The organism is Rhizobium freirei PRF 81 (assembly GCF_000359745.1).
GTDB lineage: Bacteria > Pseudomonadota > Alphaproteobacteria > Rhizobiales > Rhizobiaceae > Rhizobium > Rhizobium freirei.
The window spans coordinates 1-23,069 of sequence record NZ_AQHN01000006.1 but is presented as its reverse complement, the minus strand read 5'-3'; the positions used below and the strand labels follow the sequence as shown (position 1 = coordinate 23,069).

The 23,069-nt window shown below is 60.1% G+C and carries 27 protein-coding genes and 1 tRNA gene; 13 read left to right on the top strand and 15 right to left on the bottom strand.

Translation table 11 applies throughout. The features are described 5' to 3' along the window. Positions 1-19: 19 nt before the first annotated feature. Positions 20-379 carry a nuclear transport factor 2 family protein gene (locus RHSP_RS02220; protein WP_004108088.1) on the top strand — a complete coding sequence of 120 codons (360 nt, stop codon included), beginning with the start codon at positions 20-22 and terminating at the stop codon, positions 377-379. Positions 380-657: 278 nt separating this feature from the next. Here RHSP_RS02220 and pheT read toward each other — a convergent pair whose 3' ends face one another. From pheT to infC, 5 genes are all read right to left on the bottom strand, one after another. After that, a complete protein-coding gene (pheT, locus tag RHSP_RS02215) occupies positions 658-3,081 on the bottom strand; it encodes a phenylalanine--tRNA ligase subunit beta (RefSeq protein WP_004108085.1) in 2,424 nt (807 codons plus the stop codon). Positions 3,082-3,097: 16 nt separating this feature from the next. Next, complete coding sequence (gene pheS, locus RHSP_RS02210; RefSeq protein ID WP_004108082.1) at positions 3,098-4,180, bottom strand: phenylalanine--tRNA ligase subunit alpha; 1,083 nt, start codon at positions 4,178-4,180, stop codon at positions 3,098-3,100. 439 nt (positions 4,181-4,619) lie between these two features. Then, positions 4,620-5,024 (bottom strand): 50S ribosomal protein L20, encoded by a 405-nt coding sequence (gene rplT / locus RHSP_RS02205; protein WP_004108079.1) that lies wholly within the window; start codon positions 5,022-5,024, stop codon positions 4,620-4,622. A gap of 37 nt (positions 5,025-5,061) precedes the next feature. Then, positions 5,062-5,265, bottom strand: coding sequence for a 50S ribosomal protein L35 (gene rpmI / locus RHSP_RS02200; protein WP_004108077.1), 204 nt, complete (start codon positions 5,263-5,265; stop codon positions 5,062-5,064). A gap of 321 nt (positions 5,266-5,586) precedes the next feature. After that, a complete protein-coding gene (infC, locus tag RHSP_RS02195) occupies positions 5,587-6,123 on the bottom strand; it encodes a translation initiation factor IF-3 (RefSeq protein WP_037149235.1) in 537 nt (178 codons plus the stop codon). Positions 6,124-6,401: 278 nt separating this feature from the next. Between infC and RHSP_RS02190 the strand changes: the two genes are divergently transcribed. After that, entirely contained in the window at positions 6,402-7,214 is an 813-nt protein-coding gene (locus RHSP_RS02190; RefSeq protein ID WP_004108071.1) for an alpha/beta hydrolase, read from the top strand. Positions 7,215-7,451: 237 nt separating this feature from the next. Further along, entirely contained in the window at positions 7,452-8,051 is a 600-nt protein-coding gene (locus tag RHSP_RS02185) for a transglutaminase-like cysteine peptidase (RefSeq protein WP_004108070.1), read from the top strand. 231 nt (positions 8,052-8,282) lie between these two features. On the opposite strand, the gene mbfA is transcribed toward RHSP_RS02185, so the two are convergent. After that, a complete protein-coding gene (gene mbfA / locus RHSP_RS02180; protein WP_037149121.1) occupies positions 8,283-9,266 on the bottom strand; it encodes an iron exporter MbfA in 984 nt (327 codons plus the stop codon). A gap of 258 nt (positions 9,267-9,524) precedes the next feature. Here mbfA and RHSP_RS02175 point away from each other — a divergent pair, with 258 nt between their 5' ends. Next, positions 9,525-9,992 (top strand): group III truncated hemoglobin, encoded by a 468-nt coding sequence (locus RHSP_RS02175; RefSeq protein ID WP_004108068.1) that lies wholly within the window; start codon positions 9,525-9,527, stop codon positions 9,990-9,992. Positions 9,993-10,356: 364 nt separating this feature from the next. Then, a complete protein-coding gene (locus tag RHSP_RS02170) occupies positions 10,357-11,058 on the top strand; it encodes a CDP-diacylglycerol diphosphatase (protein WP_240535345.1) in 702 nt (233 codons plus the stop codon). Between the two features lie 99 nt (positions 11,059-11,157). Here the strand turns inward: RHSP_RS02170 and RHSP_RS02165 are convergent, their stop codons facing one another. Then, positions 11,158-12,072, bottom strand: coding sequence for an EamA family transporter (locus RHSP_RS02165; protein WP_004108064.1), 915 nt, complete (start codon positions 12,070-12,072; stop codon positions 11,158-11,160). Between the two features lie 97 nt (positions 12,073-12,169). After that, on the bottom strand, positions 12,170-13,195 hold the full coding sequence (locus RHSP_RS02160) for a histone deacetylase family protein (RefSeq protein WP_004108057.1): 1,026 nt from the start codon (positions 13,193-13,195) through the stop codon (positions 12,170-12,172). A 256-nt stretch (positions 13,196-13,451) separates the two neighbouring features. Between RHSP_RS02160 and RHSP_RS02155 the strand changes: the two genes are divergently transcribed. Further along, positions 13,452-13,727: an HAD-IA family hydrolase gene (locus tag RHSP_RS02155; RefSeq protein WP_004108055.1), complete on the top strand. Its 276-nt coding sequence runs from the start codon at positions 13,452-13,454 to the stop codon at positions 13,725-13,727. Here RHSP_RS02155 and RHSP_RS02150 read toward each other — a convergent pair. The 3 genes from RHSP_RS02150 to RHSP_RS02140 form a co-directional block, all read right to left on the bottom strand. Further along, the gene (locus tag RHSP_RS02150; protein ID WP_037149117.1) at positions 13,715-14,230 is read right to left on the bottom strand and encodes a hypothetical protein; all 516 of its coding nucleotides are present in this window, start codon (positions 14,228-14,230) and stop codon (positions 13,715-13,717) included. The genes RHSP_RS02155 and RHSP_RS02150 overlap by 13 nt on opposite strands. Before the next feature lie 132 nt (positions 14,231-14,362). Then, positions 14,363-14,884, bottom strand: a complete 522-nt coding sequence (locus tag RHSP_RS02145; RefSeq protein WP_004108051.1) for a GNAT family N-acetyltransferase — start codon at positions 14,882-14,884, stop codon at positions 14,363-14,365. Positions 14,885-14,903: 19 nt separating this feature from the next. Continuing rightward, positions 14,904-15,476 (bottom strand): helix-turn-helix domain-containing protein, encoded by a 573-nt coding sequence (locus RHSP_RS02140; RefSeq protein WP_004108049.1) that lies wholly within the window; start codon positions 15,474-15,476, stop codon positions 14,904-14,906. A 171-nt stretch (positions 15,477-15,647) separates the two neighbouring features. Here RHSP_RS02140 and lepA point away from each other — a divergent pair, with 171 nt between their 5' ends. From lepA to RHSP_RS02125, 3 genes are read left to right on the top strand one after another with little or no spacing between them, the layout of a single operon-like run. Beyond that, a complete protein-coding gene (gene lepA / locus RHSP_RS02135) occupies positions 15,648-17,480 on the top strand; it encodes a translation elongation factor 4 (protein ID WP_004108046.1) in 1,833 nt (610 codons plus the stop codon). Between the two features lie 59 nt (positions 17,481-17,539). After that, the gene (locus RHSP_RS02130) at positions 17,540-17,770 is read left to right on the top strand and encodes a type II toxin-antitoxin system CcdA family antitoxin (protein ID WP_004108044.1); all 231 of its coding nucleotides are present in this window, start codon (positions 17,540-17,542) and stop codon (positions 17,768-17,770) included. Then, a complete protein-coding gene (locus RHSP_RS02125) occupies positions 17,770-18,069 on the top strand; it encodes a CcdB family protein (protein ID WP_004108042.1) in 300 nt (99 codons plus the stop codon). Before RHSP_RS02130 ends, RHSP_RS02125 begins: the two co-directional genes overlap by 1 nt. A gap of 2 nt (positions 18,070-18,071) precedes the next feature. Here RHSP_RS02125 and RHSP_RS02120 read toward each other — a convergent pair whose 3' ends face one another. Together RHSP_RS02120 and RHSP_RS02115 are read right to left on the bottom strand one after the other, a co-directional pair. Then, positions 18,072-18,527, bottom strand: coding sequence for a GFA family protein (locus RHSP_RS02120; protein ID WP_004108040.1), 456 nt, complete (start codon positions 18,525-18,527; stop codon positions 18,072-18,074). Between the two features lie 95 nt (positions 18,528-18,622). Then, complete coding sequence (locus RHSP_RS02115; protein ID WP_004108038.1) at positions 18,623-19,357, bottom strand: type 1 glutamine amidotransferase; 735 nt, start codon at positions 19,355-19,357, stop codon at positions 18,623-18,625. 223 nt (positions 19,358-19,580) lie between these two features. Between RHSP_RS02115 and RHSP_RS02110 the strand changes: the two genes are divergently transcribed. Then, complete coding sequence (locus tag RHSP_RS02110) at positions 19,581-19,874, top strand: Rdx family protein (RefSeq protein WP_004108029.1); 294 nt, start codon at positions 19,581-19,583, stop codon at positions 19,872-19,874. A 27-nt stretch (positions 19,875-19,901) separates the two neighbouring features. Here the strand turns inward: RHSP_RS02110 and RHSP_RS02105 are convergent, their stop codons facing one another. Then, positions 19,902-20,330, bottom strand: a complete 429-nt coding sequence (locus RHSP_RS02105; protein ID WP_004108027.1) for a BA14K family protein — start codon at positions 20,328-20,330, stop codon at positions 19,902-19,904. Positions 20,331-20,520: 190 nt separating this feature from the next. Here RHSP_RS02105 and RHSP_RS02100 point away from each other — a divergent pair, with 190 nt between their 5' ends. From RHSP_RS02100 to RHSP_RS35820, 3 genes are all read left to right on the top strand, one after another. After that, positions 20,521-21,942: a phosphomannomutase gene (locus RHSP_RS02100; protein ID WP_200863236.1), complete on the top strand. Its 1,422-nt coding sequence runs from the start codon at positions 20,521-20,523 to the stop codon at positions 21,940-21,942. Positions 21,943-22,034: 92 nt separating this feature from the next. Next, positions 22,035-22,119: transfer RNA gene (locus tag RHSP_RS02095), tRNA-Leu, on the top strand. A 273-nt stretch (positions 22,120-22,392) separates the two neighbouring features. Continuing rightward, complete coding sequence (locus tag RHSP_RS35820; RefSeq protein WP_276307794.1) at positions 22,393-22,521, top strand: hypothetical protein; 129 nt, start codon at positions 22,393-22,395, stop codon at positions 22,519-22,521. Positions 22,522-22,786: 265 nt separating this feature from the next. On the opposite strand, the gene RHSP_RS35370 is transcribed toward RHSP_RS35820, so the two are convergent. Continuing rightward, the coding region (locus tag RHSP_RS35370) for a hypothetical protein (protein WP_210161677.1) at positions 22,787-23,069 on the bottom strand (283 nt) is incomplete at its 5' end.

Sequence of the window (23,069 nt, the reverse complement as noted above, 5' to 3'; positions counted from 1 at the left end):
TCAAACGAGGAATGGCGAGATGTCGGAAGAGCAGGCAATCCGCGCGGTTGTTCACCTCTATGTCGATGGTATGGCATTCGCGAATGAGCCGGCATTGCGCAAGGCACTGCATCCGCGAGCTGATATCATCGGTAATTATCAGGGCGCGGTCGAATGGATGACGCGGGATGAATTCATCACCGCGATCGTGGAGGAAGGCAGCGCCCCGCCCGGCACAATACCCTTCATGGAGATCGAACTGATCGACATCGAAGGCGATGCCGCCTGCGTCAAGGTCGTCGACGAATTCGCCGGCATGAAGTTTTCAGATTATCTGTCATTGGTGAAGATCGGAGGACGATGGAGCATCGTCAACAAGGTCTATCATCTGCATCGGTAGATGATGCCTATCACGAAACCGACAATTGTGCGTGCCGAGGGTCTGATACCCCCCTCTGTCCCTATCGGGACATCTCCCCCACAAGGGGGGAGATTGGTAACTCGTGGAACCCGCTCGCCCCAAGCAAATATCGAGTCCGCAGAGACTGCAGCTTATTGTTTCGCCCCAGATAAGCGGCGAACTCCCAACGATCTCCCCCCTTATGGGGGAGATGTCCCGATAGTGACAGAGGGGGGTCTCGCAACATCGGCAAGCGCAAATGCCGCCGATAAGACGACTTACCCTCTCAACATCCCGCCCGTCGACTTCGTGACGTTGGCGACGATCTTCTGCGTCAGCGCCTCGAAATCCTCGTCGGTGAGCGTGCGATCGGCCGGCTGGATCTGTACCTCGATCGCAATCGACTTCTTGCCTTCGCCGAGCGATGCGCCCTCGAAAATGTCGAAGACGTTGACGCCGGTTACCAGCTTGCGGTCGGCACCGGCGGCGGCGCGGACGATGGCGCCGGCTTCCACCGACTTGTCGACCACGAAGGCGAAGTCGCGCTTGACGGCCTGGAAGGGAGAAAGTTCCAGCGCCGGCTTGGTGCGGGTCGCCTTCTTCTTCGGTTCGGGCATGGCATCGACATAGACTTCGAAGCCGGCGAGCGCGCCTGACACGTCGAGCGCTTCCAGCGTCTTCGGATGGAATTCGCCGAAATAGCCGAGCACGACCTTCGGACCCATCTTGATGGTGCCGGAACGACCGGGATGATACCAGGCGGGACCGCCCTGCTCGATCTGGATATTGCCCATCGGCAGGCCGCAGGCTTCGAGCACCGCCAACGCATCGGCCTTGGCGTCAAAGACGTCGACCGGCTTGCCGCCACCCTTGGCGGCGTTCGACCACATGCGGCCGGCGCCGGTGAGCGTTGCCGTGCCACGGCGGATGCCGCCGGCTACGCGACGCTGGCCTTCGGGCGTGTCGTTTTCATAGGTGCCGGAGACTTCGAAGATCGCCACATCGCCATAGCCCTTGTCAGCATTGCGTTGCACGGCCGACAGCAGGCCCGGCAGCAACGAGGGACGCATGTCGGACATGTCGGCGGCGATCGGATTGGCGAGCTTCAGCGCGTTGGAGCCGCCGCCGAAGAGCTTGGCCTGATCTTCGGAGATGAAGGACCAGGTGACGGCTTCCAGCATGCCGCGCGAGGCAAGCGCACGCTTGGCAGTGCGCGTGCGGATCTGCAGCGTCGTCAGGATCTTGCCGTTGACGGCGCCATGGCTGGTAAGCGGCTGCGGCTTGATGTTGTCGACGCCGTGGATGCGCATGATCTCTTCGACGAGATCGGCCTTGCCGTCGACATCCGGACGCCAGGAGGGAACGGCGACCGAGATACGCTCGCCCGAACCGGAAACCGAGAAGCCGAGCTTCGTCAGGATGGATTTGCTTTCGTCAGCCGAGACTTCGAGGCCGGTCAGGCGCTTGACTTCCGACAGCGGGAAATCGACGACCTTGGCGTCATAGCCCTTGTAGCCTTCGACGCGGGCCTTGGCAGCCGTGCCACCGCAGCAAGCCAGCACCAGTTCCGTGGTGCGCTCGAGGCCGGGCACCATATATTCCGGATCGGCGCCGCGCTCGAAACGATAGCGCGCATCGGTGATGATGCCGAGGCTGCGGCCGCTCTTGGCGATGTTCATCGGATCCCAGAGTGCGGACTCGATCAGCACATCCGTGGTGTTCTCGTCGCAGCCTGAGTGTTCGCCGCCCATGATGCCGCCGATCGACTCGACGCCATCGTCATCGGAAATGACGACATTGCTCGGGTTGAGCTTGTACTCGCGCTCGTCCAGCGCCAGCACGATTTCGCCGTCCTTGGCGCGACGCACGACCAGATTGCCCTTGACCTTGGCGGCGTCGAAGACGTGCATCGGCCGACCCTGGTCGAAGGTCATGTAGTTGGTGATGTCGACCAGCGCGCTGATCGGGCGCAGACCGATGGCGAGCAGACGCTGCTGCATCCACTTCGGGCTCGGGCCGTTCTTGACGCCGCGCACGAGGCGAAGCGCAAAGCCGGGGCAGAGCCGCTCGTCATCCAGCTCGATCTTCAGCCCGGTCGGCGTATCACCGTCGACAGCGAAGGTTGGCGTCAGGCGCGGCTTCAACGTGCCGAGGCCGGATGCGGCAAGATCGCGGGCGATGCCGTAGACGCCGGTGCAGTCCGGGCGGTTCGGCGTCAGGTTGATCTCGATCATCGGATCGTCGAGGCCGGCATAGGCGGCAAAGCTCGTGCCGACAGGCGCATCTTCAGGCAAGTCGATGATGCCGTCATGGCTGTCGGAGATTTCCAGCTCCTTTTCCGAGCACATCATGCCGCGGCTCTCGACGCCGCGGATGTTGCCGATGGCAAGCGTCACGTCGATGCCGGGAACATAGGTGCCGGGCGCCGCGAAGGCGCCGACGAGGCCGGCGCGGGCATTCGGCGCGCCGCAGACGACCTGAACGGGCGCGCCGCTGCCGGTGTCGACCATCAGCACCTTCAGGCGATCGGCCTGCGGATGCTTTTCGGCCGAGAGAACCTTGGCGATGACGAAGGGCTTGAACGCGGCCTTGTCGTCGACCTCTTCCACTTCCAGCCCGATCATCGTCAGGCGTGCGCAGATCTCGTCGAGCGTGGCGTCGGTTTGCAGGTGCTCTTTCAGCCAGGAGAGTGTGAATTTCATGTGCTTTATCCCTTCCTTACGCGCTCAGACCGCCGAACAGGGTCGGCATATCGAGCGGGCGGAAGCCATAGTGGTTCATCCAGCGGACATCGGCGTTGAAGAAGTCGCGCAGGTCGGGCATGCCGTATTTCAGCATGGCAATGCGGTCGAGGCCCATGCCCCAGGCAAAGCCCTGATATTCGTCCGGATCGAGGCCGCCGTGGCGCAGCACATTCGGATGCACCATGCCGCAGCCGAGGATTTCCATCCAGTCGGTGCCCTCGCCGAACTTGACGATCGGGCCGGAGCGGTCGCACTGGATATCGACCTCGAAGGACGGTTCCGTGAACGGGAAGAACGACGGGCGGAAGCGCATCGTCACATTGTCGACCTCGAAGAAGGTCTTGCAGAATTCTTCCAGCACCCAGCGGATGTTGCCGACATTGGCCGTCTTGTCGATGACGAGGCCTTCGACCTGATGGAACATCGGCGAATGCGTGGCGTCGCTATCCTGACGGTAGGTCTTGCCGGGAATGATGATGCGGATCGGCGGCTTTTGCGCTTCCATGGTGCGCACCTGCACCGGCGAGGTGTGCGTGCGCAGCACCTTGCGCTCACCCTTTTCGTCCGGCTGGAAGAAGAAGGTGTCGTGCATCTCGCGCGCCGGGTGCCCTTCCGGGAAGTTCAGCGCCGTGAAGTTATAATAGTCGGTCTCGACATCGGGACCTTCGGCGATCGAGAAGCCCATGTCGCCGAAGATGGCGGTGATTTCGTCGACGATCTGGCTAATGGGATGGATGCGGCCGCGTTCGGCCGGCGAAGAGCGGACCGGCAGGCTGACATCAACGGTCTCTGCCTTCAGCTTCGCATCGATCGCGGCATCGCGCAGCGCGCCCTTACGGGCATTGATCGCGTCGGTGACGGAATTCTTGAGAGCGTTGATCGCCGCGCCGCGTGTCTGCCGCTCTTCCGGCGACATCGCGCCCAGCGTCTTCAGCAGTTCCGAAACCGAGCCCTTCTTGCCGAGCGCGGCGACCCTTACGGCTTCGATCGACTGCTCGTCGGTTGCCGCGGCCACCTCGGCCATGAGTTGGGTTTCGAGTGTTACGAGTTCCGTCATCTGATCCTGCCTTGCGGGCGGCGGGCATGGAACGCCGCTCATTCCGCGGAATAATGGATGAACGCCCACATCAGACAGCTTGTGGCAACGATGAGGCGCTGCAGATCACTATCCATGTGCAAGCGGCCAATCAACCTGGCAAATGACAAAAACACGCCGAGAATGCGGTCCCTAGAGGCGGATGATTTTAGATCTGTTCGATCTAAAATCTGAATCCGCTCTAGAATCAAAGAAGTAGAGCGTGATGTCGTCCGAAAACCGACTACACTTTTCGGCATCACGCTCTAGCATCTTTCGCCCGATGCGCGACTGTTTTTCGAGTTTCGCCCGACAAGACAGCCTGACACGATGGAATGCATATGCTGCAAAACACAAAACCCGCGCCGGTTTCGCCAGCGCGGGTTTCATAATGAATTTACGAAAGACGTGCGAGGCAGCGTTAGTTAACGGCTGCTTCGAACTCGTTCTTCGTGCCGGCTTCCTTGAGGTACTCAAGTGCCTTCTTCGAAGCAGCAACGAGCGCACCGAAAGCTTCCGACTCATGGATCGCCATGTCGGAAAGAACCTTGCGGTCAACTTCGATGCCAGCCTTGGTCAGGCCGTCGATGAAGCGGCCGTAGGTCAGGCCGTGTTCGCGGACGGCAGCGTTGATACGCTGGATCCAGAGGGCGCGGAAGTTGCGCTTGTTAACCTTGCGGTCGCGATAAGCGTACTGCTTGGAACGATCGACAGCGGCCTTGGCTGTGCGGATGGTGTTCTTGCGGCGGCCATAGAAGCCCTTGGCTGCCTTCAGAACCTTCTTGTGCTTGGCGTGGGCGGTAACGCCTCTTTTTACGCGTGCCATTTCATGATCTCCTTAGTCTATAGCGTTACGAATAGTCTTAGAGACCGTTCGGCAAGTAGTTCTTGACAACCTTACGGCCATCCGGTTCTGCGAGAACCATGGTGCCGCGGGCGTCGCGAATGAACTTGTTGGTACGCTTGATCATGCCGTGGCGCTTGCCAGCAGCGGCGGCCTTGACCTTGCCGGTCGCGGTGATCTTGAACCGCTTCTTGGCAGAGGACTTCGTCTTCATCTTGGGCATTTTGCTACTCCTTCGATGCTTCCTGGCGTGCTTTTCTAAAAAGCCCTTCCTACAGGTCCGGACAGGCCGGGCTGCAAAAGGTGCCGGAGCGTTTGTTGTTGAACGGCGGATCCGGTGACGAACCGCCCCGCCAGCATTCTGAACTGCCACGGCATGCCCTGCCGGTCAGTTCGGACGCGCGCTTATAACCGCAGTTGCCTGGAAGTGCAACGGGCCGGGCGCACGATTCTTTGCAGATCGATGACAGGCGGCGGCAGGGCAGCCGAAAAGGAAAAAGCCGCCCATGGGACGGCTCCGGCCTCTCTTACATCGACCTGCGCCTCACTTCGGCGCAAGCACCATCATCATCTGGCGGCCTTCGAGCTTGGGCTCGGCTTCCACTTTGGCGATCTCGAGCGTGTCTTCCTTGACCTGCTGGAGAAGCTTCATGCCGAGTTCCTGGTGGGCCATTTCGCGGCCACGGAACTTCAAGGTCACCTTCACCTTGTCGCCTTCTTCGAAGAAACGGCCGATCGCCTTCATCTTCACCTCATAGTCATGGGTGTCGATGTTCGGGCGCATCTTGATTTCTTTGACTTCGACAATCTTCTGCTTCTTGCGCGCCTCGGCGGCCTTCTTCTGGTTGGCGTATTTCAGCTTGCCCAGATCGAGGATCTTGCACACAGGCGGTTCAGCATTAGGGGAAATCTCTACCAGATCGAGACCGGCCTCCTCTGCCATTCTCAATGCCTGGTCGGTTGGGACGATGCCCATATTCTGGCCGTCAGCTGCGATCAGCTGAACTTTGGGAATGCGAATTTCCCTGTTGGAACGTGGCCCGTCCTTTACGGGCGCATCGGTTTTAAAGGGTCTGCGAATGGTCGTATTCTCCACGAATTGTTTCGGATTGCTGCAGCCTCTCGCTCCCCGTCGGCGCAACTGACGGAAATGTCGTAAAAGCTGTGTTGAAGTCAATAGCATGACATCAGGAAAAAAGCACCTCCCGCATGTCAACTAGCTGTCATAGAGACGCGAGATGCGCGAAGGACACAGTATCATTGCCAAATAACGCCAAAGCTCTCCGCGGGGAATCGAGGATTTTTCGGGCCAGCGCCACGCGAATCTGCTCTATAGAGCAAAAATCCGGGAGTTTCTTGATGTCCGAAGCAGCTACAGCCACCCAGCCGACCTTCATTTCCGTTGGCACGGGCGACGGCGAGCGCCAGATTGCCATCCTCGAGCGCGCCGCCGGCAAGGGCGCGAAAAATGTCAGCTTCGTATGGCTATCCGGCTATCGATCGGACATGAGCGGCACCAAGGCGGCGGAATTGGATGCGCTGGCGGAACGGCTTGGCCTCGGCTGCGTCCGCTTCGACTATTCCGGCCACGGACAATCCGGCGGCAAGTTCACCAACGGCACGATCTCGCGCTGGCTGGACGAGGCGCTCGCCGTCATCGACCATACCAACCCGAAGAAGATCGTCCTCGTCGGCTCCTCGATGGGCGGCTGGATTGCGCTCAGGGTCATTCAGGAGCTGCGCAAGCGCAAGAAGGTCCCGGCAATCGCCGGTCTCGTCCTGATCGCGCCCGCACCCGATTTCACCGTCGATCTCATCGAGCCAAACCTCTCCGACGTCGAGCGGCGCTCACTGGCGGAACGCGGCTATTTCGAAGAACCTTCGGAATACAGCCCCGAGCCGAACATCTTCACCCGCGCCCTGATCGAGGACGGCCGCGCCAACCGCGTGCTGACAGGCATCATCGAGACCGGCTGCCCCGTGCACATCCTGCAGGGCATGGAAGACGCGGACGTGCCGTTTGCGCATTCGTTAAAGCTGGTCGAGCATCTGCCGGCCGACGACGTGGTGTTAACACTTGTGCGCGACGGCGATCATCGCCTGTCGCGGCCGCAGGATCTGGAGCGCATAGTGGCCGCTGCAGAGGCTCTTGCGCTTCATAATACGCCGTAAAAACAATTAGATATCCTTGAGAGGGATGGCCTGCGGAGCCTCTTCGCCGGGCATTTGTTTCGCGTGTCCCCATCATCCAAGGAGGCACGGGAATATGGCAGCCAGCCTGTCGATTGTGCCAAAATTAACCATATGAGAGGGTTGCGACGTTAACACTTAAGTAACGATTGACTTGCCTCGCCCCCGTACATTAACAATTTGTTAACAAATGCAGGGACGATACAAGGAATAGTGGGCGTGCGTATTAAGGGCGTATTGGTTGCCTTCGCTGCTATGATTGCGATGTCTTCGGCGGCAATGCCGGCGTCTCAACAGAGCGTATCGATGACGGTCGGCAACGTCACTTCCCAGCCTATCGGGCACTATGATTTTTGCCAGAGGCATACCGACGAATGCGGCCCGGTCCGCAATGTCGGCCCCGTCGACATGAACGCCGCCGCCTGGGCGCTGATCAACCAGGTTAACCTGCGCGTCAACAAGACCATCCGTCCGGCAACGGACATGGAAGTCTACGGCCAGGAAGAATATTGGGAATATCCGAAAACCGCCGGCGATTGCGAAGATTTCGCCCTGCTGAAGCGCAGGCTGCTGATGCAGAGCGGCATTTCCGCCTCCAACCTCTTGATGACGGTCGTGCGCAAGCCGGATGGCGAAGGCCATGCGGTGCTGACGCTGCGCACCAAGCAGGGCGACTATATCCTCGACAACCTCGAGGACGAGATCAAGCTCTGGTCGAAGACCCCCTATTCCTATCTGAAGCGCCAGGCGAGCTTCAACACGGGGCGTTGGGTCACCATCGAGAACGGCAACGACGTTCTGGTCGGCGCCGTCAAGTAAGCAGGAACCACGCGCTTCATGCGGGAAGGCCGGCCCCACAGACCGGCCTTTCGTTTTTCCTCATGTGGCAAGATCGGTTCTCATGCGCGGATGAGGGCAAATTGGCCGTCACCACAATGGTCAATGGTTCTCATGGCCCCTGCTGGCTTGCCTTGACGTGCTGCTTGCCGCTAGCTCCGCTGAAGCGTTCCCAAATTCAACATTTCGTCAATGGGAAGCCTCAGCCGAGCATCAGACGTTGCCGATCAGAATGCCGGCGCCGAGCACCAGCGAGCCGCCGAGGACAACCTGGAATGCAGCGCGCAGGAACGGTGTCTCCATATATTTGTTCTGGATGAAGGCGATCGCCCAAAGCTCGAAGAAGACGATGACGGCGGCGGTGATCGTTGCCGTCCAGAAGTGCGGGATGAGATAAGGCAGGGCGTGACCGAGGCCACCAAGCGCGGTCATGATGCCGCAGGCAAGGCCGCGCTTGATCGGCGAGCCGCGTCCGGAAATCTTGCCGTCGTCATGCGCCGCTTCGGTGAAACCCATGGAGATGCCGGCGCCGACCGAGGCCGACAGGCCGACGAGAAAGGTCTGCCAGGTTTGCTGCGTGGCGAAGGCGGCGGCAAAGATCGGCGCCAAGGTTGAGACGGAACCATCCATCAGGCCGGCAAGGCCAGGTTGCACATAGGTCAGAACGAACTGGCGACGAGCCTGTGCATCCTCTTCGTGCTTGACCGTCTCCGGCGTGTGCTTGTCCCCCAGCAGGCGGGCAATATCCTCGTGCCCCTGTTCGGCCAGCGCCAGATCGCCGAGAAGCTGGCGTGTGGAGGCATCCGAAACCTGCTTGGCCGCTTCGACATAGAAATGATAGGCCTGCTGCTCCATCGCCTCGGCTTCCTCGCGGATGGAGTCCAGGGACAGATTCTTGCGCAGCCAATCCGGCTTGCGCTCGTAAAAGCCGCGCACATGCTCACGCCGGATCAGCGGGATGCGGTCGCCGAAGCGGCGCTGATGCATATCGATCAGCGTCTTGCGATGGGTATCCTCGACTTCGGCCATATCTTCGAAAACCTTGGCGGACTCGGGATAGTTCGGGCGCAGGATATCGGCATAGGCGAGATAGATGCGCGAATCGTCCTCCTCCGCCGCGATGGCAATTGCCAGAATCTCCTGCTCGGAGAGGGAGGTAAAGGGGCGTTTCGACGGACGGAACAAGCCAAGCAACATCAGAGCAACCTCATATTTTAGAATTATTCTAATTTTAAAAGGGGTCATTGCGCGGGTCAAGCGCGGAAGCGCTGTCAAAAGGAGAAATCGCGCTGGATAATTCGCGGCCATCGCCAAAGAGGCCCGCGGATAGAAAGAGGCTTTTGACAGATTGCCGCAACATCTCCATGACGTCTTGGCTATGCCGGCAAATTACATACATAACGAGAAATGGAAGCTGGCTGCTGCGATCTCTCGTCCGAGCGCCTGGAGAACACTATGGAACAGGAACTACGAGCCCGCGCGGCTCATCTCGTCGGCATTCGCGAGAAGGCCGAGGCGGAAATGGCCATTATGGGCATTGATGCCACTTTCATCGACAGGCTGGTCGAGACTTTCTATGGGCGCGTTCAGGCGCATCCCCGGCTCGGACCGGTATTCGATGGACAACTTGCCGGGCGTTGGCCGGACCATATGGAAAAGATGAAGCGCTTCTGGTCGTCGGTCGCCTTCAAGAACGGCGCCTATGGCGGCAAGCCGGTGCAGGCGCATCTCGGCGTCAAGGGCATGGCGGCCGACCTCTTTCCGGAATGGCTGGCACTTTTTTCCCAGACGCTTGCAGATATCGCACCTTCCGAGCAGGCCAAGGATTGGTTCATGGCAACAGCCGAACGCATCGCCAAAAGCCTGACGCTCTCGCTCTTCTACAATCCGGCGCTCGACGATCCCGCGAGGAAGACGGTTTGACGCATATCGGGAGAGCATGCAGAATTTGATGGCAGATACCATCAACCACGGGAGTGGCGTTCACGACAGCTTTGCACCATGACCGGTCAGCCGGTGTCACAAATTCAATGTTTCCCGTTTTGGCGGGCTCTCGCTTTGGCAGACAAAGAGTCCGGACAATATCTGTATCCGGCGGCCGCAATGGAAATCTCCGTCGAATTCTCGGAGAAGGTGGTTCTTCCAAGTCTATCGCAAGCCATTTAAGGTAAGCTATCATGAAAGCCTGGTCTTCGGATATGAATGGATCGTCAGCAAAAATTCGAAATCACACATGAAGCACCGTCCTGCCGTTCTCTCCATTTCTCTGGTTGTTGCAGTCATCATCATGAGCTCGTTCGTCAGCCGCTCCGCCCTGGGGCTGGTCGTTAGAGCTTGCGAGATCAACTCAAGTTTGACCGGATCGCCGTATCCGTGCCTCAAAGTCGTTCAGACGCAGGATCCATTGTCGTCCTACGCCGTTCTTCGCGAGCCCACCGACAAAGAGCGAACGATTTTTGCGCCGCTGGCCGACGTGCCGGGTATCGAAGACCCTCGCCTTCTGGCGGCGGGAGCGCCGAACTATTTTGGCGCAGCGTGGAAAGAGCAATCAGCGATCGGCCGGCGCGCATGGAAGGTTTCGCCGCAGGATTTTGCGCTAGCGATAAATGCCGCCAGTTGGCGCACGCAAGATCGGCTTCATATCCACATGGGATGCGAGACGCCTCGCTTTCGCGCTCTGCTGAAGACCCATGCGACAGAGATTGGAAGCGGCGGATTCACAAAATTGAAGACCAGCGCCGGTTGGTGGGCGATATTCCAGACGGCCGATGACCTCTCAGATTTGAACCCGTTGAAGGTTGTCGCAGACGGTGTTGAGGGAGCCCGCACGAATATGGAAAACGTGGTTGTTGGCGTCTTTGGCTCCACATTGCCGGACGGCCAGCGCGGTTTCTACATTCTGGCGAGAATAAACGGAGCAAACAAATCCCGGGGATCGGCAGAGGATATGATCGATCCCAAGTGCACACTGGAAGATGCGGCACGATAGGGGCGAGCGATCATTTCGGGTTCGATTTCGTCAGGTGGATACGCGCAGCCCCGCAAACGCAAAACCCGCTGATCTGACGGCAAACCAACCCGCCGCCAATCAGTCTTTCGCGGCGAAAACCGTTGCCCCGATGCTGGCGGAAACGACAAGCGCCGTGCCGAACATCTGCGACGGCGTCATCGGCTGCGACAGGATGACAAAGCCGGCAAGGGCGCCGATGGCGGGCTCGAGGCTCATGAGGATGCCGAAGGATGAGGTCGGCATGCGCCTGAGCGCCACCATTTCCAGCACATAGGGCAGCAGCGGAACGAGCAGCGCCAAGCCGGCGATTTCAAGCAGTCCAAAGGCCGTCATATTCGGGACGGCGGAAGCGAAGCCGAAGGGGGTCGAAACCACCGCCGCGACCAGCAGCGACATGGAAAGCCCTTCGAGGCCCTGAAAGGCATTGCCGACCTTCTTCGTGAGCAGAATGTAGCAGGCCCATCCCGCGCCTGCGCCGATAGCATAGAGGATGCCAGGCAGATTGCCGACCCAGGCCTCGCCATCATAGGCCAGCAGCAGCACGCCGATGGCGGCGAAGAGCGGCCAGAGAAGCTGGCGGCTGAGGCCAAAGCCGAGGGTCGCGACCAGCAGAGGCCCGAGGAATTCGATGGCGACGGCAAGACCCAAAGGAATGCGCGCGATCGCTGAGAAGAAGGACATCGTCATCAGCGCCGATACGGTGCCGAGCGGCAACACGCCGAGCCACTGCGAGCGGCTGTAGCTCATGATCTTCGGGCGGACGACGATTGCCAAGGCGACGGAGGCGAAGAGGAGCCGCAGCCAGGTCGCACCGACCGGTCCATAGGCGTTGATGATCGGAGCCGACAGGGCCGAGCCGAACTGGATGCAGGACATGGACATCACGCACATCAGCACGCCGGCGGCAATGCCGCCGGTCGACGGCGCAACATCCGGATGCGGCATCAGCACCGCGCCGCCATCCGTGCCACTCTCGATAAGCTTCTGATCCATGACCTCTCCTATTGGGCGAGGGTTTTAGAGGCCTGGTCTTACAGTGACAAATTCAAACTTTTCATGCTGCAATAAGGTGCTTTGATGCAAGAACCTCTCAGGCTTCGAGGCCTCTCAGCACATTGGCAACGTTCAGGCCAATCTCGGGCACGCCGTAACCGCCCTCCATGCAGACGAGCACGGGCAATCCCGCGGCTGCGATGCGCTCGCCCATGCGGATGAAATCCTGCGAGGTCAACATGAAGAAGGAGATCGGATCGCGCTCGAACGTATCGACGCCGAGCGAGAGGACGATCGCCTCCGCGCCGAAGGCCTTGATGCGGGCCAGCGCATCGTCGAGCGCCGCCGCCCATACATCCCATGGCGTGCCGCGCGGCATGGGGTAATTGCGGTTGGCACCCAGGCCATCGCCCTCGCCTTCTTCGTCGGCATGGCCGAGGAAATAGGGAAAGGCATGGATCGGATCGCCATGCAGCGAGGCGGTGAAGACATCGCTCCGCCGATAGAATATGTCCTGCGTGCCGTTGCCGTGATGGAAATCGACATCGAGCACGGCAACCTTGGCGGCGCCATGGTCGCGCAGCCGCTGCGCCGCAACGCCGGCATTGTTGATAAAGCAATAGCCGCCGAACAGATCGATGCCGGCATGATGGCCGGGCGGGCGGCACAGCGCGAAGGCAAAACGATTGCCTGATTGCAGCCAATCGGCGCCGGTCAAGGCGCAGCGCATGGAAGCGAGCGCCGCCTCATAGGACCCCTTGGTAATGGAGGTATCGGCGGCATTGGCATAATGGCCGATCATGCCGACGATATTTTCCGGCACGCGCTGGCTGGTGCGCCTGACGGGAAAGGAATTGGAGATAGCCTCGCCCTTAAAGCCGGCTGCGACCCAGCGCTCCCAGACCACGCCGAGGAAATCGAGATAGGCGGGATCATGCACCTTGCGCGCCGTTTCCAGCCCATAGGCGTCAGGCGCCGCGACATCGGTAAAGCCGGCCTCCTTGACGGCGGCGAGGATCCATTCGGCGCGGAAGGGTGCTTCGAAGGGCGTGACCAGCTGGCCATCATGCAGCTCGGTCCTGGCATCCCTGAGCTTGTGATCTTCCGAGTAAATCACCCGCATATTCGCCTCCTCCGTTATCTTGCCGACGCAAAGGCTTACATGGATCGCGGCAAGGAAAAAAGACCGAGATGCGGACTTGAACGCCTCGGATACCCCCCTCTGTCGCTATCGCGACATCTCCCCCACTAGGGGGGGGAGATCGTTGGGAGTTTGCTGCAGCTCTTAACAACTCGATGGTCTACAGTTTCTGCTGATGCAATGTTGATTTGAGGCAGATCGGTGCGGCAGGTGACCAATCTCCCCCCTTGTGGGGGAGATGTCACGAAGTGACAGAGGGGGTAAACACACAAATTCCAAAGGAGGCGCATCGCTCACTCACCTTGCCGCCTTCGGCCATCAGAAGCCCGCGGCAGAATTCTTCCGGCTAGCGACGGAGCACATTGGGCTCGCAGCCGGCGAGATCGGCTTCATCGACGACGTCGAGGCCAATATCGAGGCCGCGCGGCAATTCGGCTGGAAGGCGATGCAGTGGACCTCGGGCTCCAAATTGCGGGATGCTATTGCTGCATTTTCGCATCGTCAGTCGGAATAGGTAAGGACGGCAATCTGTTCGTTGGGCAGCACAATGAGTTGAACGTTCGAGCGAGTTGTAAAGAAGCCATCGGCGCGACTGGCACTATCCTCGACCATCCGCATCCGTCTGGCTCCAAATCCGGCACAAGACATTGATCCCGTCACAGGGCCATCACCAAACCACTCACTGGGAACCGGAGTTGGTTGCCATTCAGTATAAGCGTAGCGATACTTGTCGTTCCGAGAGTTGCCTCTCCCCTGGCGCGCTTCACTGAAGAACTTGATACCCTGGTTTTGGATCTTCTGTACCGTATCCAACGTCAGCTGAAAGACCACGGCACCGCATGCCTCCGGCCGGATTGGTAAGATGATATTGGACCAACCGGCGTCGCTGCCCCAAGTAACGTTGTTTGTTGTCTTAAGCACACTTGGCAGAGCCTTTCTGTAAAAGCTCGCAACGCGGTCCTGATAGACGCAATAGGCCAGGACAAACGACAGAACGACGATGCCAAGTACTCGCATTCGCATCGTCTAAACACTCTGCCACATAATGGATCGCACTAGCTCTGAAAACGGTCACGTGATGCATATCATAAATTGAGAGAAATCACAGAGATACAATTTACTTGTGCAACCGTGACTTTCAAACCCTCCTCAAGCTGCGATACGCTTATAGAAAATGGTCGTGTCGCAAAGGCCGCCCTCGGGCCACATGGCGTAGTCCGGCACGACGCCGACGCGCTGCCAGCCGAGGCGCGGATAGATCGCTTCCGCATCGCTCCCGGTTGCCGTATCGAGTACCAGCAAGGTCTTGCCGATGCGGGCCGCTTCGCGCTCCGCTGCCGCCATCAAGAGACGGGCAAGCCCCTTGCCTCGCGCGGCGCTGTGCACCAGCAGCTTCTTGAGGTCGCCGCGATGCGGCTGGTTCGGCATCTGTGCAACGCCCACCTGCACCGTTCCGACGACCCGACCCTCGATTACAGCGGCAAAAAGCAATGTCGCGCCGCTTTCGACGCTATCGGCCACACCCTGCCAATAAGGCAAGGCGTCAGCTGTTCCGTAAGGCTGCATGAAGCCAACGGAAGCGCCGCCATTGACGCAATCGGCAAGCACGGCGCAAAGCTCGGAAAGCATCTCGCGAGCGTCGGCAGGGGAGAGAAGACGAATGTCCGGCATGAAAAGGTCCTTGGGATTGTTATGAACGGCCGCGATCGAGGATGACGCTGTAGCGCGCCGACACCTCGCCGGGATTATGGAAGGCGTGGCCATCGCCGACGCCCATGAAGAGACAATCGCCAGGCATCAGGCGATGGGCGAGGTCGCGATGCGTCACCTCCATCTCGCCCTCGAACAGCCAGACATGCTGGGTCATGCCGGCGCTTGCCGTATTCGGCGGGAAGATGACACGCGCGCCGGCGGGGAAGATGACCTCGACGACATCGACCTTCGATTCCGTCCCCGGCGGCGAGACGGCGCGTCTGACATAGCCGGTTCCCGGATCCCGCCAGATCGCCTGCTGCTCGCGGCGGGCAAGCGGCGACACTTCCTCGTCCTCCTCGGCAAAGAAGGCCGAAAGCGAAAGGCCGAGCGCCGCGCAGAGCCGCGACAGCAGCGAGGCCGTCGGGCTCGCCTCCGCCCGCTCGATGCGCGAGATCATGGCTCGGCTGACCGCCGAGGCATTGGCAAGCTCATCCAGCGTCAGGCCGCGAGCGATGCGCAGCTCCTTGATGCGTACACCGATCGCCAGATCCAGATCGTCATCCGCCATTATCAATGTCCCGCGCTTCGAAATTCTACTATAAGAGAAATACACGTTCTCATGATAGAATCAAGCGCGCATCGACACTCGGCGCCGTCGGGTCGGAAAAGGCTAACGTAACGTGAAGATAGCCGCCAAAACCCCGCTTTTCCGCTTTGCGGCGCGGGGCGGCGCTGCTATATGGCGCGCATGAGCACCAATTCGACCACTCCGCTTTCGCATATCCGCAACTTCTCGATCGTGGCCCATATCGACCACGGCAAATCGACGCTGGCCGACCGCCTGATCCAGACGACGGGCGGCCTTGCCGAACGCGAGATGTCGGAGCAGGTGTTGGACAATATGGAGATCGAGCGCGAGCGCGGCATCACCATCAAGGCCCAGACGGTGCGCCTGCACTACAAGGCCAACAATGGCGAGACCTACATCCTCAACCTGATCGACACGCCCGGCCACGTCGACTTCGCCTATGAAGTCTCGCGCTCGCTGTCGGCCTGCGAGGGATCGTTGCTGGTGGTCGATGCGTCGCAGGGCGTCGAGGCGCAGACGCTTGCCAACGTCTATCAGGCGATCGACAACAATCACGAGCTCGTCACCGTCCTCAACAAGATCGACCTGCCGGCGGCCGAACCCGACCGGATCAAGGAGCAGATCGAGGAAGTGATCGGCATCGACGCCTCCGACGCCGTACTGATTTCGGCCAAGACCGGCCTCGGCATTCCCGACGTGCTGGAAGCCATCGTCAACAAGCTGCCGGCGCCGAAGAGCGCGGGCGGCGAAAAGGCGCCCTTGAAGGCGCTGCTGGTCGACAGCTGGTACGACACCTATCTCGGCGTCATGGTTCTCGTGCGCATCATCGACGGCACGCTGACCAAGGGCCAGACCATCCGCATGATGGGTACGGATGCGAAGTATCAGATCGAGCGCGTCGGCGTTCTCACGCCGAAGATGGTCGCCGTCGACAGCCTCGGCCCTGGCGAAATCGGCTTCATCACCGCCTCGATCAAGGAAGTGGCCGACACCCGCGTCGGCGATACCATCACCGAGGACAAGCGCCCGACCGCCGAGCCGCTGCCGGGCTTCAAGCCGGCGCAGCCTGTGGTGTTCTGCGGCCTCTTCCCGGTCGATGCCGCCGATTTCGAAGACCTGCGCTCGGCCATGGGCAAGCTGCGCCTCAACGATGCAAGCTTCTCCTTCGAGATGGAATCGTCTGCCGCTCTCGGCTTCGGCTTCCGCTGCGGCTTCCTCGGCCTCTTGCACCTGGAAATCATCCAGGAGCGCCTCGAGCGCGAATTCAATCTCGATCTGATCGCGACGGCTCCCTCGGTCGTCTATCAGCTGACCATGACCGACGGCACCGAGATCGAGCTGCACAACCCGGCCGACATGCCCGACGTCGTCAAGATTTCCGAATTCCGCGAGCCGTGGATCAAGGCGACGATCCTGACGCCGGACGACTATCTCGGCTCGATCCTAAAACTCTGCCAGGACCGTCGCGGCATCCAGACCGAGCTGACCTATGTCGGCAACCGCGCGATGATCACCTACGATCTGCCGCTCAACGAAGTCGTCTTCGACTTTTACGACCGGCTGAAGTCGATCTCCAAGGGCTATGCCTCTTTCGACTACAGCCTGACCGACTATCGCGAGAGCGATCTCGTCAAGATGTCGATCCTCGTCAATGCCGAGCCGGTGGATGCGCTCTCCATGCTGGTGCACCGCTCGGCTGCCGAAAAGCGCGGCCGCGTCATGTGCGAGAAGCTGAAGGATCTGATCCCGCAGCACATGTTCCAGATCCCGATCCAGGCCGCGATCGGCGGGCGCATCATCGCCCGCGAGACGGTGAAGGCGCTGCGCAAGGACGTGACCGCCAAGTGCTACGGCGGTGACGCCACCCGCAAGCGCAAGCTGCTCGACAAGCAGAAGGAAGGCAAGAAGCGCATGCGGCAGTTCGGCAAGGTGGAAATCCCGCAGGAAGCCTTTATCGCCGCGCTGAAGATGGGGGATGAGTGAGGCTCTTAGCAAAGTCAAATTATGCGCATATAGTTTGCGCATAATTTGAGGAACGCCTCATGACTCAGACGACGCGAAAAGCCGCGAATTTATCTCTCGACCAGCAGCTCGTTGCAGATGCACGCGAGTTGAAAATCAATATCTCACGCGCGGCCGAAGATGGCATAACCCGCGCCATCAAAGCTGAGCGCGAGCGACTGTGGCTTCTGGAAAATGCCGAGGCAATCGAACAAGCAAATGCCTATGTTGAAAAACATGGTCTGCCATTTGGAAAATATCGGCAGTTCTAATGGCAAGATTCCATGTCTATGGCGTTAAGCAGAACCGAGCTCTCGCATTGGATCTTCAGTCAGACTTGTTAGCAGGACTCGGCACGCGGATGATGGCGCCACTGCTTCCTGGAGAGGATGTGTCGATGCCAATAGCAAGACTCAATCCGCAGTTTACGATCAACGGCAAGCCATACGTCATGGCAACGCAATTCATGGCAGCAATCCCACTCATCGAAATCGGGGAGTTGATCACCGATCTGAGTTCGCACGGCGATCGGATTACCGTCGCGACCGACTTTCTTTTCCAGGGTTTCTAACCTTAATTCCCTGCCATATATTCCCCGATCAAGCCTTCATATTCATCCATCGCCGGCAGCGCGGCATAGCTGTGCTTGGCCGGGGTGGTGACCCATGGCAGCTTTTCGCTCGTCCAGGTTTCCATGAAGGGCGTGAACCAGCTGACGTCGTTGAGCATCGTGGCGCGGATATTGACGAACCAGTCAACGCCTTCCAGCTTCGTGAACAGCCAGCTCATGCAATGCGGGCAGAAATAGTGATGGATGGCATCGCCGTGCAGGCCGCCGATGACGGGCTCGCCCTCCGTCACCTCGAAGCCGTCGGAGGGGATGGCTGCGCTCAGCGAATAGGGGCCAGCGGTCATGCGCTGGCAGCCTGTGCAGTGGCAGGCCATGGTCAGCAAGGGCTTGGCGCTGATCTTCAGCCGCACCTGCCCGCAACGGCAGCTGCCCTCGCAGGGTAGTTCCAGCGTGCTCATGATAACGTCTCCTCTCATGTTCCAAGACCAGCGACGCGCAGCATCTCGCCATCAAGCTCCGCCAGCCTTTGCCTCTTTGGCAGCCTATCCGGTTCTCAAGCCTCTGCGGCCTGAAGAAGCTCCGCCTGCGTCCTTATGGTCTTCACCCAGGCACGTGCGATGGCAAGGCCGGCCGTTTCCGCCGCGGCCGCATGGCGGGTAACGAGCTCCGGATATTTCTCCAGCCAGCCCGGTTCCTTGCGCTCGATCGTTTCCTCGAATTCGCCGCGCCAGCGGTCAACCACGGCGGCGTTCGCCTCGAAATGGAACTGCGTGCCATAGGTGGCACGGCCGATGCGGAAGGCCTGGTTGCGCGTCACGCCATTGGCTGCGAGGCGGGTGGCGCCCGCCGGCAAAGAAAACGTATCGGAATGCCATTGGAAGATGGTGAATTCGGCGCCGACATCGGCCAACAGCGGATCCGTCCTGCCTTCGTCGGTCAGGCCGATGGTCTTCCAGCCGAATTCATGGGCTGTACCCAGAAGGTTTTCCGCCTCATAGGCGCGCGCCAGGATCTGGCTGCCGAGGCAGATGCCGAGCACCGCCTTGTCCTCGCCCTCGAAACGGCGCATCAGCCGCGCCAGCTCGGGCAGATAAGGGTGGGTGTCATCGTCGCGCGCGCTCTGCTCGCCGCCGAGCACGACCAGCGCATCGTAGGACTTCGCATCCTTGGGCAGCGCGCCATCGCTCCACGGGCGGAACCACTCGATCTGCGTCTCAGCCTCTTCGAGCGCGATGCCGAGAGCACCGAGCGGTGTGTTCTTCATATTCTCGATGATGGCGACGCGCATTCCGATAATCCCCAACTGAAGTCCAACCGGAGATGAGCATGTGGGGAGCCAACAGGCAAGGGGTCAGACGGGTGCAAGGTTCCAAGGATTCGCTAAACCGCTCCGGCCGCCTGCTTTCGCGCTGTTGCGCGCGGAAAGCGACCAAGCGTTTTGCGCGAAATTGCTCGGGCTTGCAGGCGGATAAACTTGAGCATAAATGTCATCAAACAGCAAGGACATGACCATGAGCGACAAGCCCCGGATCACCATTCTCTACTGCACCCAATGCAACTGGCTGCTGCGCTCCGGCTGGATGGCGCAGGAGCTGCTGCAGACCTTCACCGACAGTCTCGGCGAAGTGGCGCTGATACCGGGCACCGGCGGGGTCTTCGAAATCCGCATCGATGGCGAGCTGCTGTGGGAGCGCAAGCGCGACGGCGGCTTTCCCGGACCGAAGGAGCTGAAGCAGCGGGTCAGAGATATCATCGACCCGGAACGCGATCTCGGCCATACCGATCGCGCATCGCTGGAAAGCTAAGCGCCGGAACGTCTGCTCGCCACAGCGTCAATCGAAAGGCGAGTGGCACTCCTTGAAGCCGTGATTGATCGTCGAATAGAGGTTGGTGCCAGCATTATACGTCCGGTAGCGCTCGGCACACCACATCTCATGCCGCGTGCGCTGCTGGGCCGGCGAAGGATAAACCTCTCTCGGCGGCGTATAGGTTTCGCGCGGCTGGATCACGATACGCGGACTGTCGTAATTGTTCACGCCTCCATTGTAGGGCGGCGTGATGGGAAGCGGCTGGCCGGGCCGGGTGTAGAACTGCCGCTCGCCGAACCCGAAGCAGCCGCGAGAATCGCAAATGACGGAATTCGTGCTGGGCGGCGAAATGACGATCCTCGGCGGATCCGAGGCTGCGACGGCAAGGCCTGCTTGCGCGGAAAGGGCGAAGCCAAAGGCGCAACCGAGCGTGGCTCTGCGAAAAACAGCCATGAGAAACTCCTCTGCCTGATATTGCGACCCAAACATCGCCGCCGCGGCTTCGCTACACCTTATTTGGGGTCACGACACCGATAAAACCAGTCTTGCCGCAGCTGGAAGCCTCGACCCACGACGAGTTGATCATAGCCGGCGCTTGCTCCATAACAGCGCAATCATTTCGGGGAGATTGCCTGTGAGCAGCTTGAAATTCGGCACCAGCGGCCTTCGCGGCCTGTCCGTCGACCTTACCGGGCGGGCATCCGCTCTCTATGCAACGGCCTTCGCCAACCATCTGCTGAAGAGCGGCCGCGCCAAAGCGGGCGATCTCGTTCTCGTCGGCCGCGACTTTCGCGAATCGAGCCCGGCGATCTCGGCTACCTGCATCGGTGCGCTAAAGCGAGCCGGCCTGACGCCGATCGATTGCGGCACATTGCCGACGCCGGCGCTGGCACTTTACGGACTGACGCACAAGGCGGCCTCCCTGATGATCACCGGCTCGCATATCCCCGCCGATCGCAACGGCATCAAATTCTACCGGCCGGATGGCGAGATCGACAAGCAGGACGAACTGGCGATCAGCGCCGAGGCAAACGCGATTGTTGATACTCTTCTCGACGAAACGCCTGACCACGCCGAAAATCGCACGGCTGAGACAGAGGCGCTCTTCCTGGAGCGCAACAAGGGTCTGCTGCCCGCCGGCAGCCTCACAGGCCTTAGCGTCGGCGTCTACCAGCACAGCACCGTGGCGCGCGATCTCTTCGGCCAGGTGCTTGCCCATTACGGCGCCCGCGTGGTGCCGCTCGGCCGCTCCGAGGGCTTCATTCCGGTCGATACCGAAGCAGTCTCGGCCGAAACCATACGTCTCATGAAAGGCTGGGCACCGGAGCATGGGCTGGACGCCATCGTTTCGGCCGATGGCGATGGCGATCGGCCGCTGGTCACGGATGAAACCGGCGAGCCGCTACGCGGCGATCTGCTCGGCCTCATCGCCGCAAACTTTCTCGGCGCCGCCGTGGTGGTGACGCCTGTCACCTCCAATTCCGGCATCGAAGCCGCAGGCTCCTACGCCGTCACCCGCACCCGCGTCGGCTCGCCCTATGTGATCGCCGGCATGGACGAGGCCGTTGCTGCGGGCAAGGCCAATGTCATGGGCTTCGAGGCCAATGGCGGCACGCTGACGGCGAGCCGCTTCACCGTCGAGGGCAAGCCCTTCGAGCCGCTGCCGACGCGCGACTGCTTCCTGCCGATTCTGGCGACGCTCTATGCCGCGGCGAAGGCCAAAAAGCCGCTTTCGGCCGTGGCCGGTAGCTACCACCTGCCTTTTGCTGCCGCGGACCGCCTGGAGAATTTCCCGGTCGAAACCAGCGCAGCGCTGATGGCTCATCTGCGCGCCTCTGACGTCAATCTCGCTGATTTCCTCAAGCCCGTCGCGGCCGTCGCATCGAAGAGTGACGTCGACGGGCTCAGGGTCACGCTTGTGGATAACCGAATCATTCATTTCCGCCCTTCCGGCAATGCGCCGGAAATGCGCTGCTATGTGGAAGCGGCCGGCGAAAGCGAGGCAAAGGCCCTGCTGGAACAAGGACTTGACCTGATCAGGGCATGGGCTGCCGCCCGGGTTTGACCCGGGCTTCAACCGCTTTTTTCACAATTGCCACGAAAACTTCAAAAACCCTGTTGACACCGGACGGCCACCCCCTTACATGCGTGTCCGTCGCCCAGATGGCGGAATTGGTAGACGCGCAGGTTTCAGGTACCTGTGCCGCGAGGCGTGGAGGTTCGAGTCCTCTTCTGGGCACCATTTCCTTTCTTGAGAAACATGGATTTCTCAATCATTTCAAAACATAGCAGATCTATATGATGTGCGCTCCGGCTTGCCGGAGGTGCGTTCGGCGCCGGTTTGAAACATGCTGGCAGCCGCTTCGCTGACCTGCACGATCGGCAGCAGTCAGCGGCATGCTGGTCGATCTAGCTCATCGCCGGCCCATCGGCACTTCCCGCTTTCAAGCTCTATTGGACTGTTGACTGCGCAAGAAGAGGTCGACCTAATGGGGGAAACCTTGAGGGAGTTCGGATGAACCACAAACGCGACTGGTACGATCTGATCGTCGGCGACGGCAACGTCAACGAAGGCCTCGGAAGGATGATGGGTTTCATCCTTGCCGTCATTGTGATTCTCTCGCTGATCTTCTGGATGATCTGAGCGTACTTGACCCGAACGTATTCTCGCCTCTCCATCCGATCCCTCTGCCCTCATTTCGGCGAGCGCCTGCCATGCCCCCCGCTTTGTGCAAACCTCCCTCCCGCTGGGGGCGCTACCTCTTGCGCGCCCAGCTGGTTAACCTTTGAGGCAGGGAGGGAAAGACGAATAAGGGGAACAACAAAATGAACCACGTCTGCAACCTGCTCTGGCTTGCCTTCAGCGTCGCTCTTCTCTTTGCCGCTTTGAACCGACGGCTGGTCGGGGATTACATCAGCATGTGGTATCTGCTTGTCATCACAGCCATGGCCGTGATGGCCTGGGCTGGCTTATTCCCGACCGACATGGCGACACTGCGGGCGGGATAGCTTGACGAAGCGTTCATAATACAGCCTGCCAGCAATCGCACACCCCTGCCCGGCTCAAAAGAGCCGCCGAAATCTCCTTCGGCGGCCGAGAGCATAATCAGATGCAGGATCGCGGCGATCGTGCCGGCTTCCTGCAGGTATTCCGGACGGAAAACCGCTGCGCACTTTCCCTGGAAACGCTCT

Excerpts from the sequence above, each read along its gene's own strand:
- RHSP_RS02220 (WP_004108088.1), top strand. The coding sequence starts at position 20 with ATGTCGGAAGAGCAGGCAATCCGCGCGGTTGTTCACCTCTATGTCGAT.
- pheT (WP_004108085.1), bottom strand. The coding sequence starts at position 3,081 with ATGAAATTCACACTCTCCTGGCTGAAAGAGCACCTGCAAACCGACGCC.
- pheS (WP_004108082.1), bottom strand. The coding sequence starts at position 4,180 with ATGACGGAACTCGTAACACTCGAAACCCAACTCATGGCCGAGGTGGCC.
- rplT (WP_004108079.1), bottom strand. The coding sequence starts at position 5,024 with ATGGCACGCGTAAAAAGAGGCGTTACCGCCCACGCCAAGCACAAGAAG.
- rpmI (WP_004108077.1), bottom strand. The coding sequence starts at position 5,265 with ATGCCCAAGATGAAGACGAAGTCCTCTGCCAAGAAGCGGTTCAAGATC.
- RHSP_RS02190 (WP_004108071.1), top strand. The coding sequence starts at position 6,402 with ATGTCCGAAGCAGCTACAGCCACCCAGCCGACCTTCATTTCCGTTGGC.
- mbfA (WP_037149121.1), bottom strand. The coding sequence starts at position 9,266 with ATGTTGCTTGGCTTGTTCCGTCCGTCGAAACGCCCCTTTACCTCCCTC.
- RHSP_RS02175 (WP_004108068.1), top strand. The coding sequence starts at position 9,525 with ATGGAACAGGAACTACGAGCCCGCGCGGCTCATCTCGTCGGCATTCGC.
- RHSP_RS02170 (WP_240535345.1), top strand. The coding sequence starts at position 10,357 with ATGAGCTCGTTCGTCAGCCGCTCCGCCCTGGGGCTGGTCGTTAGAGCT.
- RHSP_RS02165 (WP_004108064.1), bottom strand. The coding sequence starts at position 12,072 with ATGGATCAGAAGCTTATCGAGAGTGGCACGGATGGCGGCGCGGTGCTG.
- RHSP_RS02160 (WP_004108057.1), bottom strand. The coding sequence starts at position 13,195 with ATGCGGGTGATTTACTCGGAAGATCACAAGCTCAGGGATGCCAGGACC.
- RHSP_RS02155 (WP_004108055.1), top strand. The coding sequence starts at position 13,452 with ATGTCACGAAGTGACAGAGGGGGTAAACACACAAATTCCAAAGGAGGC.
- RHSP_RS02150 (WP_037149117.1), bottom strand. The coding sequence starts at position 14,230 with ATGCGAGTACTTGGCATCGTCGTTCTGTCGTTTGTCCTGGCCTATTGC.
- RHSP_RS02145 (WP_004108051.1), bottom strand. The coding sequence starts at position 14,884 with ATGCCGGACATTCGTCTTCTCTCCCCTGCCGACGCTCGCGAGATGCTT.
- RHSP_RS02140 (WP_004108049.1), bottom strand. The coding sequence starts at position 15,476 with ATGGCGGATGACGATCTGGATCTGGCGATCGGTGTACGCATCAAGGAG.
- lepA (WP_004108046.1), top strand. The coding sequence starts at position 15,648 with ATGGCGCGCATGAGCACCAATTCGACCACTCCGCTTTCGCATATCCGC.
- RHSP_RS02130 (WP_004108044.1), top strand. The coding sequence starts at position 17,540 with ATGACTCAGACGACGCGAAAAGCCGCGAATTTATCTCTCGACCAGCAG.
- RHSP_RS02125 (WP_004108042.1), top strand. The coding sequence starts at position 17,770 with ATGGCAAGATTCCATGTCTATGGCGTTAAGCAGAACCGAGCTCTCGCA.
- RHSP_RS02120 (WP_004108040.1), bottom strand. The coding sequence starts at position 18,527 with ATGAGCACGCTGGAACTACCCTGCGAGGGCAGCTGCCGTTGCGGGCAG.
- RHSP_RS02115 (WP_004108038.1), bottom strand. The coding sequence starts at position 19,357 with ATGCGCGTCGCCATCATCGAGAATATGAAGAACACACCGCTCGGTGCT.
- RHSP_RS02110 (WP_004108029.1), top strand. The coding sequence starts at position 19,581 with ATGAGCGACAAGCCCCGGATCACCATTCTCTACTGCACCCAATGCAAC.
- RHSP_RS02105 (WP_004108027.1), bottom strand. The coding sequence starts at position 20,330 with ATGGCTGTTTTTCGCAGAGCCACGCTCGGTTGCGCCTTTGGCTTCGCC.
- RHSP_RS35820 (WP_276307794.1), top strand. The coding sequence starts at position 22,393 with ATGAACCACAAACGCGACTGGTACGATCTGATCGTCGGCGACGGCAAC.